At 71.7% G+C, this 19,013-nt stretch carries 16 protein-coding genes; 8 read left to right on the forward strand and 8 right to left on the reverse strand.

Annotated features, from left to right (window positions below; all coding sequences use genetic code 11):
• Positions 1–60 precede the first annotated feature (60 nt).
• The 4 genes from FM051_RS37860 (at position 61) to FM051_RS37875 (ending at position 4,144) form a co-directional block, all read left to right on the forward strand.
• Positions 61–1,251, forward strand: a complete 1,191-nt coding sequence (locus FM051_RS37860; protein WP_158851908.1) for a PP2C family protein-serine/threonine phosphatase — start codon at positions 61–63, stop codon at positions 1,249–1,251.
• The gene (locus tag FM051_RS37865) at positions 1,251–2,741 is read left to right on the forward strand and encodes a sensor histidine kinase (protein ID WP_158851910.1); all 1,491 of its coding nucleotides are present in this window, start codon (positions 1,251–1,253) and stop codon (positions 2,739–2,741) included. The genes FM051_RS37860 and FM051_RS37865 overlap by 1 nt, the downstream gene beginning before the upstream one ends.
• Positions 2,738–3,175: a response regulator gene (locus FM051_RS37870; RefSeq protein ID WP_158851912.1), complete on the forward strand. Its 438-nt coding sequence runs from the start codon at positions 2,738–2,740 to the stop codon at positions 3,173–3,175. The genes FM051_RS37865 and FM051_RS37870 overlap by 4 nt, the downstream gene beginning before the upstream one ends.
• A gap of 195 nt (positions 3,176–3,370) precedes the next feature.
• Complete coding sequence (locus tag FM051_RS37875) at positions 3,371–4,144, forward strand: alpha/beta fold hydrolase (RefSeq protein WP_158851914.1); 774 nt, start codon at positions 3,371–3,373, stop codon at positions 4,142–4,144.
• 108 nt (positions 4,145–4,252) lie between these two features.
• Here FM051_RS37875 and FM051_RS37880 read toward each other — a convergent pair whose 3' ends face one another.
• Both FM051_RS37880 and FM051_RS37885 read right to left on the reverse strand, forming a co-directional pair.
• Positions 4,253–5,287, reverse strand: coding sequence for an MBL fold metallo-hydrolase (locus FM051_RS37880; RefSeq protein WP_158851916.1), 1,035 nt, complete (start codon positions 5,285–5,287; stop codon positions 4,253–4,255).
• 9 nt (positions 5,288–5,296) lie between these two features.
• Positions 5,297–5,575, reverse strand: coding sequence for a GNAT family N-acetyltransferase (locus FM051_RS37885; RefSeq protein ID WP_158851918.1), 279 nt, complete (start codon positions 5,573–5,575; stop codon positions 5,297–5,299).
• A gap of 71 nt (positions 5,576–5,646) precedes the next feature.
• Here FM051_RS37885 and FM051_RS37890 point away from each other — a divergent pair, with 71 nt between their 5' ends.
• Entirely contained in the window at positions 5,647–6,633 is a 987-nt protein-coding gene (locus tag FM051_RS37890; RefSeq protein ID WP_158851920.1) for an LLM class flavin-dependent oxidoreductase, read from the forward strand.
• A 393-nt stretch (positions 6,634–7,026) separates the two neighbouring features.
• The gene (locus FM051_RS37895; RefSeq protein ID WP_158851922.1) at positions 7,027–7,992 is read left to right on the forward strand and encodes a DUF5914 domain-containing protein; all 966 of its coding nucleotides are present in this window, start codon (positions 7,027–7,029) and stop codon (positions 7,990–7,992) included.
• Here the strand turns inward: FM051_RS37895 and FM051_RS37900 are convergent.
• The 5 genes from FM051_RS37900 to FM051_RS37920 all read right to left on the reverse strand — a co-directional run bounded on the left by FM051_RS37900 (position 7,959) and on the right by FM051_RS37920 (position 14,041).
• A complete protein-coding gene (locus tag FM051_RS37900; protein WP_158851924.1) occupies positions 7,959–9,518 on the reverse strand; it encodes an FAD-dependent oxidoreductase in 1,560 nt (519 codons plus the stop codon). The genes FM051_RS37895 and FM051_RS37900 overlap by 34 nt on opposite strands.
• Positions 9,515–10,213 carry a class I SAM-dependent methyltransferase gene (locus FM051_RS37905; RefSeq protein ID WP_158851926.1) on the reverse strand — a complete coding sequence of 233 codons (699 nt, stop codon included), beginning with the start codon at positions 10,211–10,213 and terminating at the stop codon, positions 9,515–9,517. The genes FM051_RS37900 and FM051_RS37905 overlap by 4 nt, the downstream gene beginning before the upstream one ends.
• Positions 10,213–10,530, reverse strand: coding sequence for a lycopene cyclase domain-containing protein (locus FM051_RS37910; protein ID WP_158851928.1), 318 nt, complete (start codon positions 10,528–10,530; stop codon positions 10,213–10,215). Before FM051_RS37910 ends, FM051_RS37905 begins: the two co-directional genes overlap by 1 nt.
• The gene (locus FM051_RS37915) at positions 10,512–10,856 is read right to left on the reverse strand and encodes a lycopene cyclase domain-containing protein (protein ID WP_158851930.1); all 345 of its coding nucleotides are present in this window, start codon (positions 10,854–10,856) and stop codon (positions 10,512–10,514) included. The genes FM051_RS37910 and FM051_RS37915 overlap by 19 nt, the downstream gene beginning before the upstream one ends.
• Before the next feature lie 65 nt (positions 10,857–10,921).
• Positions 10,922–14,041: an AfsR/SARP family transcriptional regulator gene (locus FM051_RS37920; RefSeq protein ID WP_158851932.1), complete on the reverse strand. Its 3,120-nt coding sequence runs from the start codon at positions 14,039–14,041 to the stop codon at positions 10,922–10,924.
• A gap of 128 nt (positions 14,042–14,169) precedes the next feature.
• Here FM051_RS37920 and FM051_RS37925 point away from each other — a divergent pair, with 128 nt between their 5' ends.
• Positions 14,170–15,723 carry an MFS transporter gene (locus FM051_RS37925; protein ID WP_158851934.1) on the forward strand — a complete coding sequence of 518 codons (1,554 nt, stop codon included), beginning with the start codon at positions 14,170–14,172 and terminating at the stop codon, positions 15,721–15,723.
• A 145-nt stretch (positions 15,724–15,868) separates the two neighbouring features.
• On the opposite strand, the gene FM051_RS37930 is transcribed toward FM051_RS37925, so the two are convergent.
• A complete protein-coding gene (locus tag FM051_RS37930; protein ID WP_238412941.1) occupies positions 15,869–17,365 on the reverse strand; it encodes an ATP-binding domain-containing protein in 1,497 nt (498 codons plus the stop codon).
• A gap of 456 nt (positions 17,366–17,821) precedes the next feature.
• Between FM051_RS37930 and FM051_RS37940 the strand changes: the two genes are divergently transcribed.
• Positions 17,822–18,933 (forward strand): IS3 family transposase gene (locus FM051_RS37940; protein ID WP_420803651.1). Its coding sequence is split into 2 segments (ribosomal slippage): positions 17,822–18,110 and positions 18,110–18,933, totalling 1,113 coding nucleotides; the frame shifts between segments, so codons are not numbered across the junction.
• The last annotated feature ends 80 nt before the right edge of the window (positions 18,934–19,013 follow it).

Consider the following 19,013-nt stretch of genomic DNA (forward strand, 5'->3'; position numbering starts at 1 on the left):
CCGCGCCCCACCGCACCGCCGTCGCCGCGGTCTGATCGAGTTCGACTAATCTCCTCCCCCGTGGCAGGGCTCCCCGCACCGCGGACCGCGGTGGACCGGATCAACGTGCTCCTCGTCGAAGACGACGAGGGTGACGCCGTGCTGGTCGAAGCACTGCTGGACGAGGTCGAGGCGGACGTCGCCCTGCACCGGGCGCGGACCCTGCGCGAAGCCGAACGGCTGCTGTCGAAGGCGGACTGCGTGCTGCTCGACCTGGGTCTGCCGGACGCGGCCGGCATCGACGGCCTGACCAGGCTGCTCGCGCACCCCGCGCCGGTGGCGATCATCGTGCTCACCGGCCTGAACGACGAGCACCAGGGCACCAGGGCGGTGGCCGCGGGCGCGGAGGACTACCTGGTCAAGGGCCAGGTGGACGGTGTGGGCCTGGCCCGCAGCATCCGGTACGCGGTCGGCCGCAAGCGGGCCGAGGAGACCCAGCGCCAACTGCGCGACGAGCAGCTGCTCGCGGCGGAGAAGACCAGGCTGGAACGGGGTCTGCTGCCGTCGCCGATCATGCACGGCGAGGACATCGGCTGGGAGGTCAGCTACCGCCCCGGCGGCAGCCGGATGCTGCTCGGCGGCGACTTCTACGACGCGGTGCGCACCGCGGACGGCACGCTCCAGGTGCTGATCGGCGACGTGTGCGGGCACGGCCCCGACGAGGCCGCGATCGGCGTGTTCCTGCGCATCGCGTGGCGGGCGCTGGTGCTGGCCGACCAGGAGCCGTCGCGGGTGCTGCGCACGTTGCACGAGATCCTGGAGCACGAACGGCACCAGCCGGGCCTGTTCACCACGGCGTGCATGGTGACGATCTCGCCGGACCGCCGGTGGGCGCGGGTCTACCTGGCCGGGCACCCGGAGCCGATGCTCCTGGTCGGCGACCGGGTGGTGGAGCTGCCCCGCGACCGGGCCGGGCTGCCGCTGGGCGTGCTGCCGGACAGCACGTGGAGCGGGCTGGACGTGCCGCTGCCGCCGGGGTGGGCGATGCTGCTCTACACGGACGGTCTGGTCGAGGGCCGGGTCCACGGTGACAGCGAGCGGTTGGGGTCCGAGCGGTTGATCAAGCTGATCGACGACATCACCGCGGACCGGCCGGACTGGGCGCGCGAACCGTCGACGTTGCTGGACAGCCTGATCAGCAGGGTCAAGGAACTGAACGGCGGGGAGCTGGACGACGACATGGCCGTGCTGCTGATCTCGGACCGAGGCTGATGGACTACCGCACCCGCTGGCCCGCGAGCCGGCTGCTGATGGCGGCGGTGGCGGTTCTGATCCTGGTGTGCGCGGGCGGCATCGGCAGTCTGGGCGTTGCCGTGGCGAGGCTGTCGGACGCGCGGGTGCTGCTGGTGGACCAGATCGCGCCGGCGCGCGGCATGGTGCGCCAGATCGACACCGCGCTGATCAACCAGGAGAACGGTGTGCGCGGGTACGTGCTCACCGCGAAACAGGACTTCCTCACCCCGTACACCGACGGGCAGCGGATCGAGCACGAGTCGATCGACGCCGCCAGGTCGGCGCTCGCGTCGGTGCGGCCGGACCTGGTCCGGGACCTGGACGAGGTCGACCAGCTGGCGGCCGACTGGCGGCAGAGCTACGCCGAGCCGCTGGTCAACCTCGTGTACGTGTCGGGGAACCCGCAGACCGCGCTGGCCGACGCCGAACGCGGCAAGGCGCTGTTCGACCGGGTGCGCGCCGCCATCGACGAGCTGGGCGGGAAGCTGGAGCAGGCGTCCGAGGAGGCGCAGCGCGAGCTGGACGACGTGGTCGGCGAGGTGCTGTGGCTGGTCGTCGCGCTCGGCGTGCTGCTGGTGCTGATCATCTCCGGGGTCGCGGTGATGCTGTACCGGATCGTGATCGCGCCGTTGAGCGGGCTGGCGGCGGACGTGCGGCAGGTGTCGTCGGGCGACTACGCGCACGCGGTCGAGGCGGGCGGGCCGCGGGAGACGGTGATGCTCGGCCAGGACGTCGAGGCGATGCGGGTCCGCATCCTCGCCGACCTGGAGGAGCTGCGGCGGTCGAACTCGGAGCTGGAGCAGTTCGCCTACGTCGCCTCGCACGACCTGCAGGAGCCGCTGCGCAAGGTGGCGAGCTTCTGCCAGCTGCTGGAACGCCGCTACTCGGGTCAGCTGGACGAGCGCGGCGAGCAGTACCTGCAGTTCGCGGTCGACGGCGCGAAGCGGATGCAGGTGCTGATCAACGACCTGCTGGCGTTCTCGCGGGTCGGCCGGATGAGCCGCGAGCAGACCATGGTGGACCTCGACGAGCTGGTCGCCGAGGTGCTGGACAACTACTCCGAGCTCATCGAGGGGACCGGGGCGACGGTCGAGGTGGCGGACCTGCCGACGGTGCGCGGCGAGGCGTCGCTGCTCGGTGGCGTGTTCGGCAACCTGATCGGCAACGCGCTGAAGTTCCACGGCAAGAACCCGCCGCAGGTGCGCGTCGACGTGGAGCGGACCGGTGAACTCTGGACCTTCGACGTCAGCGACAAGGGCATCGGCATCGATCCCGAGTACGCTGAACGGATCTTCGTGATCTTCCAGCGCCTGCACCACAAGGACGACTACCCCGGCACCGGCATCGGGTTGGCCATGTGCCGGAAGATCGTCGAGTACCACGGTGGCACGATCTGGCTGGACACCGGCCAGGAGACCGGGACCACCTTCAAGTTCACCCTGCCGGCCGTGGAGGACGACGAGCAATGAGCAATCCGCTGAACGTGATCGACGTCCTGCTGGTGGAAGACGACCCCGGTGACGCGCTCATGACGCAGGAGGCGTTCGAGCACCACAAGATCCGCAACCAGCTGCACGTCGTGCGCGACGGCGTCGAGGCGCTGCAATTCCTGCGCCGCGAGGAGCCGTACGAGGACGCGCCGCGGCCGGGGCTGATCCTGCTGGACCTGAACCTGCCGAAGATGGACGGCCGGGAGGTGCTGGCCGAGATCAAGGCGGACGAGGCGCTGCGCCCGATCCCGGTGGTGGTGCTGACCACGTCGGAGGCGGAGGAGGACATCCTGCGCAGCTACAACCTGCACGCCAACGCGTACGTCACCAAGCCGGTGGACTTCGACCGGTTCATCGAGGTCGTGCGGCAGATCGACGACTTCTTCGTGACGGTCGTGAAGCTGCCGCGGTGACATGGCCGCTGCTCCGCGGACGGCGGCTCGGTCGCCTGGCTGTGCTCGATTTCGCCGCTGCGCGGCGGGGCAGGCCCGTCGAGCACCTCGTCCGACCGCTGTTCGGCTTCCCGGCGAGCGCGGCGACCGCGTCCCGTGCAGGGCCGCCACGCAGCCGTTACCGTACCGTCGAGTTCCGAGTCTCGAGGAGTCGTCATGAGCACCGTGACCTCGAAGGACGGCACGACGATCGGTTTCTCGCGGGTGGGCGACGGCCCGGCGGTGGTGTTGGTGGACGCCGCGTGCTGCTTCCGCGGTTCGGGCCCGATGCCCGCGGTCGCCGAGGCCTTGACCGGGTATACCGCATACACCTACGACCGGCGGGGCCGAGGCGAGAGCTCCGATCGCAGACCGTATGCGATCGACCGCGAGGTGGAGGACCTGGCCGCGGTGGTGGAGGCCGCCGGCGGACGGGCTTTTGTATACGGTTTCTCGTCCGGCGCGGTCCTGGCCCTGCACGCCGCCGCGGCCGGAGTGCCGATCACCGCGTTGGCGCTGCTGGAGCCGCCGCTGTCGTTCGAGTCGCCCGAGTCGACCGGGCCGGACGTGCGGGACGAGATCAACGCCCTGGTCGAGGCCGGTCGGCGTGGTGACGCGATGATCCGCTTCCAGGTGGCGTGCGGTGTCCCGGAGGAGCTGACGGCGGGGATGCGCCAGTCACCCGGCTGGCCCGCCCTGGAGGCGCTGGCCCACACGACCGTCTACGACCTGACCATCACCGGCACTCCCCCGGACCTGGCCAGGATCGACACGCCGACGTTGGTGCTGGACAGCACGGGCAGCGACGAGCAGTTGCGCGCCTGGGCCGACGGTGTCGCCGAGCGCCTGCCGAACGCCCGGCGCCGGACGTTGGCCGGCGAGTGGCACGGCATCGCGCCGGACGTCCTCGCGCCCGTCCTGGCCGAGCACTTCAGCCGCTCCCTCGTCTGACCGCGACAGCTACGCAGGGGTCCCCGCCCAGGGGATCCCTGTTCTTGATCCTGCCGGCTGGGACCGACAACTTCCCGGCGTCACGCCCGACCTGTGGACAACCTCCCGCTAGCCCTGCTCGCCATCCGCTCCGCTCCGGGCGGCGGCGACCGCGTAGACGGTGACACCGGCCCGTTCCTCGGTCGTCAACAGCCCCCGGTGGACCAGCACGTCGAGGTGCGCGGCGGTCTCACCGGTGGCCAGGACCTGGTTGAACAGGTCCAACTCGGCGAACTTCCGGTCCCGCCGCGTCCAGCCGAGCTTGCGGGCGGTCTCGAACGCCGTGCCGGTGCCGCTCCGCACCGCCTCCAGCGTGGCCGCCAGCCGGTCCTCGTGGTGGGCCAGCAGTTCGTCGACCCGCGCGTGGCTGGACTCGGTGACGGGTCCGTGCGCGGGCAGCAGGCGCAGGTCCGGGTAGTCGCGGACGAGGCGCAGCGAGTCGAGGTAGTCGCCCAGCGGCAGGGCGGGGCGGGCGGGTTCGAAGCCGATCGACGGGGTGATGTGCGGCAGCACGTGGTCACCGGCGAACAGCAGCGACGAGTCGACGTCCACGAAGACCACGTGCCCACGGGTGTGGCCCGGCGTGGGCAGGACGCGCAGCACGCGCTTCTCCAGGGCCAGGTCGGTCTCGGTGAGCCACTCGTCGGGCTCTTCGTAGTCGCGCAACTCGTCATCGCCGATGGAGGCCACCACGGCACGCCACCGGTCGGCCAGGTGCGGTGCGCCCCACGTGGCCAGGTTGCGGATCTGGCCGTCCCGGCGGCGGGCGATGATCCTGGCCAGCGACGGCTGCTCCCCCGCGCCCAGGGCGATCTTCGTGCCGAACCTGCGGCGCAGCGCCACGGCCAACGTGTAGTGGTCGCGGTGGGCGTGGGTGACCAGGAAGCGGCGGACGTCCTCGAAGCCGTGCCCGAGGGTGCCCAGCGCGGACTCCAGTGCCGTCTCGCCCGCGTCGAGGGCCCAGCCGGAGTCGATCAGGACGAGGCCGTCACCGTCGTCGATTGCATACACGTTGACGGTATGCAATCCATCGTTGGGCAGCGGCAACGGTATGCGGTATACACCGGGCGCGACCTCGAAGACTCCGGGTTCAGTCCACTCCATCCCCGGATACTACTTGCTGGTAACCTCGGTCAGTTCCGGGTGCTTGTCCAGGTAGCCGCGCACGAACGGACACTCCGCCACCACCGTGAGCCCCTTGGCGCGCACGTCCTCCAGGGCCTGCCGGACCAACGCGCTCCCCAGGCCCTTGCCCTCGATGGCGACCTCGGTGTGGGTGAACGTCACCACGCCGTCCGTCGACACGTATTCGGCGAAGCCGCCCAGCTCACCGTCCAGGCGAACCTCGTAGCGGGACTGCTCGGCGTTGTCGGACACGGACACTGCGGTCACGGCGGCTCCTTGCTCTCGATCACGGGAAGCTGCGACCGCCACCGTAGTCGGGTGCGGTGCAAGATTGGGCAATGGACGTGTACCTGCTGATCCTGGGCGACCACCTGCCCGACCCGCACACCGGGAACACCGTGACCGAGTCGGACCGGTTGCGTGCGATCGTGGAGCAGGCAGTGGTGGCCGAGGAGGCGGGCTTCACCGGGGTGGCGATCGGCGAGCACCACTTCACCCGGTACATCGTGTCCGCGCCCGAGTTGCTGCTGGCCACCATCGCCGCGCGCACGTCGACGTTGCGGCTGTCCACCGGTGTGAAGTTGCTGGCGCACCACGATCCGGTGCTGGTGGCGGAGGAGTTGGCCACGCTCGACGTGCTGTCGTTGGGCCGGGCGGAGCTGATCGTGGCGCGTGGGGTCTCGCAGCGGACCGACGTGGCGTTCGGGGTGCAGGACGATCTGCGGGAGCGTTTCGACGAGAACCTGCGGCTCCTGCTGCGACTGTTGGAGCAACCGCAGGTGACGTGGGAGGGCAAGTACCGGAGCCCTTTGGTGGACGTCACCACCACGCCGCGTCCGATGCAGCAGCCCCGGCCGTTGGTGTGGATCGGCAGCGGGTCGGCGGTGTCGGCGGACCTGGCGGTCGAACTGGACCTGCCGTTGATGCTGCCCAGCACTTTGCGTGACCCCAGCACGCACCGTTCGGTGGTGGAGCGCTACCGGGCCGCGATGGACGGCCGGGGGCGGGTGGCGTTGCCGAGCCACGTGTTCGTCGCGCCCACCGGTGCGGAGGCTCGGGACACCTGGCGTCCTCACCTCGCCGCGTACGCGGAGTTCGCCGACCCTTGGCGGGGCGATGGTGATCTGGACTTGGACGCGTTGATGGACGGCGCGGCGGTGTGCGGGGATCCGGCGGAGGTGACCGAGCGGCTGAACGGCCTCACCGAGCTGCTGGGCTTGGACGCGCACCTGGTCATGGTGGACATCGGCGGCCTACCGCACCAAGCGGTGCTCGACACGATCCGCCTGTTCGGCCAGGAAGTCCTGCCGAACCTGAAGCACTGACCGGATCCGCCGCCGCCCGGAACGGGGCCACTCGCTTGTCCTGAGCGTTCAACTCACGCGTTCCGAACGTAGGACACACCTGCTCTGAACGTAGGACACACCTGTTCTGAAGGTAGGACACACCGGGGGTGGTGGGTGTCTGAGGGGTGAGGGTCGGGGTAGTCCGTGGGGGAAGGGAGGTCGTCATGGTTCAGCCTGAACCACCTCAGCCTCGGCCTGTGCCCGTGCCGGACCCGGTTCCCAAGCCGCCTGGGCCGGAGCCTTCGCCTGATACCGAGCCGCCGATTCCGCCTACGCCTGAGCCGCCCACGCCCACGTGACGTGCGGTTCGGTGGCGGGGTGCGACGGGTGGTGTCACGCTGGGTGATGTGTTGAGCACGGCTGGAGGTCGCGATGCGGATCCCGTTGCGCCGGTTCGCCGCCCCGCGTTGGGCTGAGCAGGAGCCGACGTGGCGGGACGCCCAGCCCGCCCTCATCGAGGCGGCGGTCAAGCACGCCTCGGTGAAGCCGTCGGGCAACTGGTTCGTGCTCGCGGCGAGTCGTGACGTCACGGCGTCCGCGCCGGTCGGGCGGGTGATCGGCGGGCGCGAGGTCGTGGTGTGGCGCGGACGTGAAGGACGGGTGTTGGGAGGGCCGGGAACTTGCCCGCACATGGGGGCGCCGCTGTGTGACGCGGCCGTGCACGAGGGCGAGTTGGTGTGCCGGTGGCACGGCTTGGCGCTCGGCTCACGCCGGTTCGGCACGTGGAGCCCTTACCCGGCATACGACGACGGCGTGTTGGTGTGGGTCCGGTTGGACGACGTCGGCGGCGAGGAGCCGCTGCCGGAGCCCGTGTTGCCGGTCAGGCCTGAAGGTGGGGTCGACGCGGTGGCGACGATGGTCGGGCGGTGCGAACCCGAGGACGTGGTGGCGAACCGGCTCGACCCGTGGCACGGCGCGTGGTTCCACCCGTACTCGTTCGCCAACCTGACCGTGCTGCGGACACCCACCGAGGAGGACGACCGGTTCCTGGTCGAGGTGACGTTCAAGGTCGCCGGACGGATCGGGGTTCCGGTGACCGCCGCCTTCACCTGCCCGGAACCGCGCACGGTCGTCATGCACATCGTGGAAGGCGAAGGCGTCGGCAGCGTCGTCGAGACGCACGCGACGCCGTTGACGCTCGGCCGGGACGGCACCCCACGGACGGCGGTGATCGAGGCGACCATCGCGCACTCGCACCGGCGTGGCTTCGCTTTGGCCAAGTCCGCCGCCCCGGTGATCCGGCCGCTGATGAAGTGGGCCGCCGCCCGGCTGTGGCGCGACGACCTGGCCTACGCCGAACGCCGTTACGCGCTGCGCACCACCGGCCGGTCGGCCTGAGGGTTGCGGCCGAATCGGCGGGCCAGGGTGCGCAGGAGCGGGCCTCGGCCGGACGTCGGGACGGTCCACAGGTCCGTGCCGGCCACGCCCCACCGGGACAGCAGGTGGTTGGCGGCGGCGAAGCCGGTGGTGGCCGCACGTTCCATCAGCGCGACCGGCAGGTCGACCCGCACCAGGTCACCGGCAAGCACCAGGCCGTCGTCAGGGGTCGGGATGGTGGGGCGTCGGGTGAAGCCGCCGGGTGGGAAGAGGGGGCAGTCGGCGCGCAGTTCGTGCCGCGAGTCGACGATCCGCGCAGCCCGGGTTTCCGGGTATGCGAAATGCAGTTGGTCCAGCAGGCGGGCGCGGGCGTCCGGAGTGTCCACATCGGATGGTAGGGCGTAGCCGTGCAGTTCGACCACCGCGCCGCCGGTGCGGGACGCCCACGCACGGGCCTCGTGCTCGTAGTGGTTCAGCACGGAGATGTTGTCCAGCAGGTCGTAGCCGCTGGTGCCGAGGAAACCGGGCCGGTCGGGGCGCACCGGTCGGTCCAGCCAGTAGCGGGACACGAGGAACGGTGGCGCGGTCTCCGACCGGGCGATGTTCGCGCGCCACTCCGGGGTGCCGATGTCCGACGCGGCCACGATCCGGCGCAGTCCGGGGACATCGGCGGCGAGGACCACGGCGTCGGCTTCCAGCACCGAGTCCGGCAGGTGGACGGTGAACCGGTCGCCCCGGTCGCCCCGGTCACCCCTGCCCACGCGGAGCACCGGCGTGCCGGTGCGGACGGTGGCGTTCCGGGCGGTGAGGTAGCGGGCCAGCGGGTTCCACAAGGCGGGGAACGGGTTCGCGGCCACGTCGAACAGCAGCCCCTCGCTCGACCCGAGGAAGTAGATGTGGAACATGGTCGCGAGTTCGGCGGCCGACATCCGGCTGGGGTGCGCGAAGAAGCTGCGCGAGAACACCTCGAACGCCAGCGCGTGCACGGCCCGTGGGAAGCGGATGCGGTCGAGGTACGTGGCGGCGTCCAGCGAGTCCAGCTCGTGGTACGTGCGCGGCACGGAGACGTCCAGCAGCGGCAGGGCGGCGCGGGCGTCCACGGCGGGCAGGTCGCTCCACGCGAACGCGGGGCTGCGCAGCAGGAAACCGGCCGCGTTCCACGGCACCGCGCGCGGCAGGCCGGCGAACCGCTCGCGGTGGCCGCCCGCGTGCCACAGCGGGTAGTCCGGCAGGCCGACCAGCGCCGAGCCGTCCGGGTCGATCCGGGCGAGTAGCGACCGCAGGTTGTAGTACTGGCGGAAGAACGCGTGGAAGCCCCTGGTCATGGTGGCGCGGCTGCCGTCGGCCAACCGCGTCTCCCACCCGCCGACCCGGCCACCGAGGTGGTCCTCCCGTTCGCACAGCACGACCCGTGCGCCGCGTTCGGCCAGGATGGTGGCGGCGGCCAGCCCGGCGATCCCACCACCGACGACGACAACGTCCTTGTCGCACGTCGGGCGCCCGGTCGGCCCGGGGACGCGCACGGCCTTGCGGTCCCGCCGGTTCACGCCTCCCCCACGAATGTGTGCAGGATCCCGCGCTGCCACCCGGCGGCGGGAAGGACCCGGACGCCGGTGAACCCGTTGCGCCGCAGTCGGTTCCGCAGCCCGCGAACACCGTCGAAGGACAGGACGCTCCGCCACAGGTAGGTGTAGAGCCTCGGTGACCGGGTCACCACCACACCGGCCGGAATGATCACGCCCCCGCAGACCGCCGTCCACAACACCGTGCTCGCCAACGAATCGCGCACCGAGTACTCGTGCGCCACGAACCGCGCCCCGGGTTTGAGCAGTCCGCGAATCGTGGCGAGCACCGGGTCCGGGTCAGCGAGGTTGCGGATCAGGTAGGCGGCGAAGATTCCGTCGAACGGGCCGCAAGCCGTGAGTTCTTCGGCTCGGGCGTGCACGAACGACACGTTGTCCGGCCACGGTTTCCGCGCCGCCCGGTCGAGCATGCCCGCCGACGCGTCCACCCCGATGATCTCCGCACGGCGAGCCACCGACAGCAGCGCCGCCGTGGACGCGCCAGTACCGCACCCCAGGTCCAGCAGCCGCCGGCCAGCGCCCCCGTGCGCGATGCGGAGCGCGGTGGCCGACCGCCGCAGTTCCCGGTGGTAACCGGGGTTCGCGCCGACCAGCAGGTCGTAGCCGGGAGCCGCGACATCGAACGCGTCCGGCACGCCGTCCACCGCCAACCTCGCCATCAGGCCGCCTTCCGACGGGCCAGCGCCCGTTCCCACCGCAGCAGGGTCAGCGTGATCAGGGAGAAGCCGAACAGGAAGTCCTCGACGGGGATGTCCCACGGCACCCGCAGCCCGCTGATCGCCGTCGGCGCGTAGAGGACGACGGGCGCGCTCAGCTTGGTCAGCCAGCCGTCCACCGGGATCTGGAACGCGAAGACGATCGCCATGGTCAGCCAGTAGGCGGGACGCCGGAACAGGCCGGTGCGCAACACCAGCAGTTCCAAGGCGATCGTCAGCACGACCGACACCACGGCGGCGATCAGGTATTCCGGACCCACCGCACGTCCTCCGGTCGGGGGACCACCACGCTCCGCACCGCCTCGTAGGTGAGCAGCGCGCACAACGGGATCACCATGAAGAACAGCGCCTCCTCCACCGGCATGCCACCCGGCAGGGCGAACCCCAGCGTGAACCTCTCGCTGAACGTCCAGTGCCCACGGGCGATGGCCACGAGATCCCACGCGCCGAACAGCACCACGACCGGCAGCAGCGTGCGGGCCACGGCGTCGAACCGCCGGTAGACGCCCGCGCCCAGGTACTCCAGGGGCGCGGTGAGGAGAAGGCAGACGACGAGCACCGACAGGTACTGCCACCGTTCGTCCATGGACAACCTCCCGCGATTCACCGTAGGACGGGCCACAGCCGTTCGCACGACAAGGCCCACGGCGATCACGGCACGATGAGGTCCACTTCGGACTCGCCGCGCGCACGGCCGCGCTCGAACTCCAGGTCGAACGCCTCCGCGCCCAACGCGGCACGCGAGGTCGCGGTGATCCGGTCGACGTCGCCCCGTTCACCCGGTGGGAGCGGCGCGCCCACCTCTTCCCGCAGCACCGCGGCGGCGCCGAGCAGCCGCGCCGCCCGGTCGTGGCGCCCGAGAACGGCTTTCACCCCGGCCAGTCCCTCCAACGCCAGGGCCACCGCACGCGGATCGGCCGCCTTCCGCGCCGCCTGCAGCCCTTCGAGGTGCAGGGCGCGAGCGCCGTCCGCGTCACCGCGCTGCTCGAAGATGAAGCCCAGCTCGGCGAGGATCAGCGCGAGCGCGATGTCCGACTCCAGCCGCCGGTCGTGCTCCAGCCACTTGCGCAGCCACGCCTCGGCCTCGTCGAACCGCCCCTGCCGCCGCGCGCTCAGCGCCAAGCCCAGCTCGGCGTGCTCCTCACCGAACGTGTAGCCCTGTGAGACGGCCTGCTGCCGCGCGCATTCGTGCAGCTCGTCGGCCTGTTCGAGGTCACCGGTCAGCAGCGCGATCCGGCCGAGCGCGGACAGCTTGTCGGCCAGCTCCGTGCCCAGGCCCAGTTCCTCGGCCATCCGCACGCCCTCGCGGTGCAGGCGGGCCGCGCGGTCGTAGTCGCCGACGACCTCGGCGTGCGTGCCGAGCCCGAACGTCGCGTGCAGCTGCCCCCACCGGTCGCCCAGCTCGGTGAACAGGGCCATGCTGCGCTCGCCGTGCCGGGCCATCGCGTCCAGGTCGCTGCGCATCAACGCGTACCGCGCGAGCGTGCCGTTCGCGGCGGCCGTGCCCCACCGGTCGCCCTGCGCCTGGAACACCGCCAGCGCCCCGTCGACGAGGTCCTGGCCGACGCCCAGCTCACCGATGCCGATCCCGGCGAACCCGAGGAACCACTCGGCCCGCGCACGCCGTGCCAGGGCCTCCCCGTCGGCGGGCCTGGACGCGGGCGGCCTGCCCAGCCCGGACGCCACGCCCATGAGCAGGCTGAACGCGCTGTGCCACACCCGGACGGTGCCCGCCTCGTCCTCCGGGCCGCCGGCGGCCAGCGCCGCCGTCAACCCCCGACGCCCCTCACCGAGGCGTCCGCGCAGCACCCAGTACCAGGCCAACGACTCCACCAGGGGCAGCGCCTCGCCGTCACGGGTCGCGTGGTCGATCGCGACGCGCAGGTTGGCGGCCTCGGCGTCCAGCCGGCGCAGCCACTGCCGCTGCTCCGGGCCGCGCAGGTACGGGTCGGCGGTCGCGGCGAGCCGCGCGTAGTACTCCCGGTGCCGCCGCTCGACCTCCGCCGACTCGCCCGCCTCGCGCAGCTTCGCCGAGCAGTACGCGGCGACGGACTCCAACAGCCGGTACCGGGGTCCGTCGCGGTCGTCACGGGTGGAAGCGGTGACCAGGGAACGGTCGACCAGGCGTGCCAACAGGTCCAGCACGTCGAGGCCGTCACCGCCGCACACGGCTTCCGCCGCGCTCAACGTCCAGCCGTCCACGTGCACGGCCAGCCGCCGCAGCACCGTCCGCTCCGCCTCGGTCAGCAGCTCCCAGCTCCAGTCGAGCATCGCGCGCAGCGTGCGCTGCCGGGCGGGCGCGCCGGTGTGCCCGGCGGTCAGCACCCGGAACCGGTCGTCCAGCCGCGCCACGATCTCGTGCACGCCCAGCGCCCGGACCCTGGTGGCGGCCAGTTCCAGCGCCAACGGGATGCCGTCCAGCCGGCGGCAGACGGCCGCGACGGCGTCGGCGTTGTCCGCGTTCAGGGTGAAGCCGGGCGCGCCCGCCGCCGCACGGGTCACGAAGAGTTCCACGGCGCTGGGCTCGGCCAACGTCGGCACGTTCCACAGCAGCTCACCGGCCACGCCCAGCGGGCGTTGGCTGGTGGCCAGCACCCGCAGTCCGGGCGCGGCCCGCAACAGCCCGGCCGCCAGCTCCGCCACGGCCGGCGCGACGTGCTCGCAGTTGTCCAGCAGGAGCAGCATCCGCTTGGCGCGCAGGGCTTCGGCCAGCTTGCCCGCCAGGTCCGTCGCCACGCAGTCGCGGATGCCGACGGTCACCGCCACCAGCGCCGCGACCTCGTCCGGCCTCGCGCCCGCGGGCAACGCGGCCAGCTCGACCAGCCACGTCCCGTCCGGGAACCCGGCCACCAGGTCCCGGGCCACGGCCAGCGCGAGCCGGGTCTTGCCCACGCCACCCGGCCCGGTGAGGGTGACCAGCCGGTCCGCCGCGAGCAGCGACCGCACCTCGCCGAGCTCGGCGTCCCGGCCGACCAGGTCACCGAGCAGGTGCGGCAGGTTGGTCGGCGGCTCCACCGGGGCGCTCAGCGCCGGGTCCTGTTCGAGGATCGCCCGGTGCAGCGCGGCCAGGCGCGGACCGGGTTCGACGCCCAGTTCCGCGATCAGCCGGGCCCGCAGGTCGCGGTAGCCCGCCAGCGCCTCGCTCTGCCGTCCGGCCTGGTAGAGGGCACGCAGGTGGGCGGCGCGGAGGCGTTCGCGCAGGGGGTGGCGGGCCACCAGGTCACCGAGTTCGTCGGCCAGCACGCCCGGTTCGCCGAACTCCAGCCGTGCCTCGGCGCGCTGCTCCCACGCGGTGAGCCGCAGCTCGACCAGCCGGGCCGTGACCTCGCGGGTGAACTCCTCGTCGGCGAAATCGGCCAGCACCGGTCCCCGCCACAACGCCAGCGCGTCGTCCAGCAACGCCACCCGGGCCTGCGGGGTGGCCGCGGTGGCGGCTTCGGTGACGAGCGCTTCGAACCGGCCCGCGTCCACCGCGTCCGGGGTGACGTCGAGCAGGTAGCCCGGAGGACGTGAGACCACCAGCCGGCGCGCGCCCGGCTCCGCGTCGTCCAACGCGGCCCTGAGCTGGGAAACCCTGGTCTGGAGCGCGCCGGCCGGGTTCGCCGGCAGCCGGTCGCCCCACAGCCGGTCGATCAACCGGTCGGCGGGGACCACGCGGCCCGCGTCGATCACCAGCTGCGCCAGCAGCGCCCGGACCTTCAGCTCCGGAACGCGGACGAGCCGGGCGTCCGACGTCCACGCCGCGAGCGGGCCCAGCACCCCGAAACGCACGGTCAGACCGTACCCGAAGGCGATCCGAAGTCGATCTGGACGGTTCCTGGAGCCCCGCCGGCCAGCGTGGGTTCCGAACCGTTCGAGCGGTTCGAGAAGAAGCGGTTCGAGAAAAGGGAAGAAACACCATGTCTGTCGATGTCGGCGATCGGGCCGGAACCAGGGAGTGGCTCGGCCTCGCGGTGCTGCTGCTGCCGACCGCGTTGCTGTTCCTGGCCATGACCGTGCTGTTCCTCGCCACCCCGCACATCGCCGCCGACCTGCGGCCGACCAGCGACCAACTGCTGTGGGTCAACGACGTGTACGGGTTCGTGATGGCCGGGTTGCTGGTGGCCATGGGCACCGTCGGCGACCGGGTCGGGCGGCGGCGGGTGCTGCTGTTCGGCGCGGCGACGTTCGGCCTGGCCTCGGTGCTGGCCGCGTTCGCGCCGAACGTCGAGCTGCTGATCGGGGCGCGCGCGTTGATGGGCGTCGGCGCGGCGGCCGTGATGCCGTCCACGTTGTCGCTGGTCAGCACCATGTTCCGGGATGCGCGGCAGCGCGCGGCGGCGATCGGGCTGTGGGCGGCGTCGGTCTCGGTCGGGGTGGCGGTCGGACCGTTGGTCGGCGGGCTGCTGCTGGAGTCGTTCTGGTGGGGCGCGGCGCTGCTGATCGGCGTGCCGGTGATGGCGCTGGTCGTGGTCGTGGCGCCGCTGTCGGTGCCGGAGTACCGCGCGCCGGGGGTGGGGCTGCCGGACCTGGCCAGCGTGCTGCTGTCGATGGCCGCGCTGCTGCCGTTCGTCTACGGGATCAAGGACTTCTCCAAGTCCGGGTTGACGGTGACGTCGGTGGTGACGGTGGTCGTGGGTGTCGCGTTCGCGGTGGTGTTCGCCCGCCGGCAGCTCCGGCTGGACAGCCCGCTGCTGGACGTGCGGCTGTTCGCGAACCGCACGTTCAGCGGCGCGTTGGGCGTGTTCCTGATGTCCGCGATCGCACTCGGCGGCATCTACCTGCTGTTCACCCAGTACCTCCAGCTGGTGGCCGGGCTTTCGCCGCTGGCGGCGGGGCTGTGGATCCTGCCGGCGGCGCTGGCGCTGGTGGCCGTGTCGACGTTGTCGCCGGTCCTGGCGCGGCGGGTGCGGCCGGCGTACGTGGTGGCGGGCGGCGCGCTGTTCTCGGTGGCCGGGTACGTCGTGCTGACCCAGGTCGACAGCGTCGGCGGGCTGCCGCTGCTGATCACCGGCTTCTACCTGCTCTACCCCGGTATCGCGCCGACGATGGCGCTGACGACCACGCTGGTGATCACGGCCGCGCCGCCGGAGAAGGCGGGTGCGGCGTCGGCGGTCAACACCACCGCGAGCGACCTGGGTGTGTCGCTGGGCATCGCGTTGATGGGCAGCATCGGCACCGCCGTCTACCACGCGTCGATGCCGGGCGACGTGCCCGCCGAGGCCGCCGATTCGCTGACGGGTGCGCTGGCCGCGGCCGAGACCTTGCCCGCCGACGCGGCTCGGGCGTTGCTGGAACCGGCTCGGGCGGCGTTCACCAGCGGTCTCAACATCGCGGCGGTCGTGGCGGCGGCCCTGGTCGCGGGTGCGGCTCTGCTCGCCGTCACCGTGCTGCGGCGCGTGCCGCCTACCGCCGCGCCGGCGTCGGCATCCGCGTCGGACGGGCGGGAGGACGTCGCGGTGGCGAACGCCTGACCTTGTCGGACTGACCTTGTCGGACCCCGCCGGTAAGATCAAAGCAGGGGTCCCCCTGGCGAGTACCCCTGCGAAGCTTTGGGAGCAGCCCGGCCCGGTGGGACGGCGTGCGTGCCGGGATGCGGAAACCCGCATCCCGGCACTTTCAGTTGCGCACGACGACCAAGCGCTGGGTGGCGCGGGTCAGCGCTACGTACCGCTCGGCCGGTGTCATCCGTTCGGGATCGACCACCACCACCGTGTCGAACTCCAAACCCTTGGACGCACGGGGCGTGAGCGGGCCGGTGGGGCTGATCACGGCGAACGTGCCCGTCGGCGGGCGGAACGACTCGGGGTCGGCGTCCGTGACCTCCAGGGGTGGCTCGCCGTGCCGCACGGACGTCGGCGGGACGGCGGTCGGGTCCACTTCGGCCAAGGCCCGCGCGGCGTAGGCCATGATCTCGGCGGGCGTGCGGTAGTTGACGGTCAGCCGGCGGTACTCCCAGCGGTCGCGGGCGAGCGGGTCCAGCGCCCGGTGCCAGCAGCGCACACCGGCTTCCGCCTGCCGTTGGGCCAGGTCGCCGACGATGGTCATGGAGCGGTTCGGGCTGCGCCGGGCCAGCAGCCGCCAGTCCATTGCGGACAGTTCCTGCGCCTCGTCCACCACGACGTGGCCGTAGGTCCACTCGCGGTCGGCGGCGGCGCGTTCGGCCAGCACGCGGTGGTCGACCGCGGTGTGACGGTCGGCCAGCCAGTCGGCGTTGACCAGATCGACGGCGCGCAGCTCGTCCTCGTGCATGGCCTGGTCGGTGTCGATGACGTGCAGCACGCCCTGCGCGTACTCCACGGCCCGCCGCCGCTCCTCGGCCTCCCGCCGTTCCGCCCGGCCGTCGGAGCCGAGCAGTTCGGCCGCCTCGTCCAGCAGCGGCACGTCGGACACGGTCCACGCGTGCGGGTCGTCGCGGTGCAGTTCCGGGTAGCCGAGCGCGAAGCAGCGGCCGGCGTAGAGGTCGGCCAGGAGCGTGCGCGGGGTCAGGACCGGCCACAACTCGCCTACCGCCCGCCGCACGTCGAGGTGGCCGACCAGTTCGCGGCGCACGTCCGCCGCCAGTTCCGGCCAGTCCAGGCCGATCAGCTCCAGCGCGGGCGCCACCAGTGCGTTCACCAGGGCTCTGTGGAACACCGGCTGGGCCTCGTTGTGCTTCAGTTCGGCCCGCCTGGTCCGGTCCCTGGCCTGTTCGACGATCTCGGCGGTCAGGGGAACGGTGACGTCCTCCAGTTCGATCGGGATGGGCTCGGCGGGCAGCTCCTGCCGGTCCGCGATCGCCTCCACGAGCAGGTCGACGGCCGCGAGACCGCCCTTGAGCGCCTGGAGTTCCGGTGTGTCCTCGCGTTCCGTCCGCACACCGGGGAACAGCTCGCCGGGCGTCGCGAACACGACGTCGGTCTCCCCCAGGGACGGCAGCACCTCGCCGATGTACCGCAGGAAACCCGGGTTCGGGCCGACCACCAGCACGCCTTGGCGGGACAGCCGTTCGCGTTGCGTGTCGATTCCGGTGTCCTTGAGGACCTGCCACACCGTGGACGCTGCGACCTTGATACCGAGCACGAGTAGTTCGCCGTGGATGCGGCGGTAGCCCCAGGTGGGGTTGTCCTGTGCCAAGCACAGTACGAGGAGCCGGATCGAGCGAACGGTTCGTGAACGGCCGGGGCGCTTGGGGCGGGACTGGGCAGCGTGGCGGTGGGCGAGGAGGTTGCGGTGCCGGCGTAGAACTGTCTCCGGGGCGTACCGACAGCCTGAACCGACGAAGGGCCTCAATCGGCAGCCGGCGCAGCAGTGCCGCGAGGAACGCCCGGTCGCCGGAGGAGAACCGCGGACGGGTCTTGCCGAGTTGGCGTTCCAGGACGGTGATCTGGTGCCGTAGCGCCAGGATCTCCGCGTCCTTGTCCCGGTCGCTCATGGGCAGCAGGCGCAGCAATGCGAAGGCGTTGGCCACGCCCAGGTAGGCCAGTCGAAGCAGCACAGCCGGTCATCATGCCGTGCAGGGCTTGACCCTAGGTGCTGGACACCAGACACACTTGGATCCTGGCGATCCGGGTGGACAGGAGTCCCGTTCAGATGGTGATGAAGCACTACCCGCCGGAGTTTCGGGCCGAGGCGGTCGCGCTCTACCGGTCCAGGCCGGGCGTGACGATCAAGTCGGTGGCCGACGACCTGGGCGTCAACCACGAGACGCTGCGCAACTGGATCCGGCTCGAGGACGCACAGCGCACCGGGGCACCCGCCGCCACCACCGCGAGCGCCTCGGCGCCGGTCTCGCCGGAGGACGAGAACGCCGCGCTGCGCAGGCGCATCCGCGAGTTGGAGGAGGAGCGTGACATCCTGCGCAAGGCGGCCAAGTATTTCGCGGGCGAGACGCGCTGGTGAACCGCTTCCAGTTCGTTGACGATCATCAGCGCCACCATGGCGTCAAGCGGTTGTGCCAGGTCATCGGCCTCGCCCGATCCAGCTACTACCACTGGAAGACCACCGCGCCCGACCGGGCCGCCCGCGCCGCGGACGACGCCCGCCTGGCCGCCCGCATCCGCGTCATCCACCGCGACTCCGCCGGCACCTACGGCGTCCCGCGGATCACCGCCGAACTGCGCGACACCGGAGATCCCGTCAATCACAAACGTGTCGCGCGGGTCATGCGCGGCATCGGCCTGGCCGGACTGCGGCTGCGCCGCCGGCACCGCACCACCCTCGCCGACCCCGCCGCGGCCAAGGCCCCGGACCTGCTCGGCCGCGACTTCACCGCCGACACCCCCAACACCCGCTACGTCGGCGACATAACGTATCTGCCGATCGCCGACGGCACGTTCCTCTACCTGGCCACGGTGATGGACCTGTGCTCGCGCCGCCTGGCCGGCTGGGCCGTCGCCGACCACATGCGCACCGACCTCGTCCTCGACGCCCTGCACGCGGCCGAACGGACACGAGGCAGCCTGGCCGGGGCGATCTTCCACAGCGACCACGGGGCGCAATACGGTGCCAGGGCCTTCGCCGACGCCTGCCACGCCGCCGGAGTGACCCGGTCCATGGGCGCGGTCGGCAGCTCCGCGGACAACGCCGCCGCCGAAAGCCTCAACGCATCCTTCAAACGCGAGACCCTCCAGGGCGCCCAGAATTGGGCCAATGAAACCTGGCTTCCGCAGTTCGTGGCCACACGGCGTTGCTCGGCGAGGTGAATTCGCAGGTCGCGGGCTCGCGGTCGACTCGACGGGCCTGAGAGTGTAGTAACACGACTTGGGAAAGGAACGTCGTTCTA

This window comes from Saccharothrix deserti, assembly GCF_009769385.1.
GTDB classification, from domain to species: domain Bacteria; phylum Actinomycetota; class Actinomycetes; order Mycobacteriales; family Pseudonocardiaceae; genus Actinosynnema; species Actinosynnema deserti.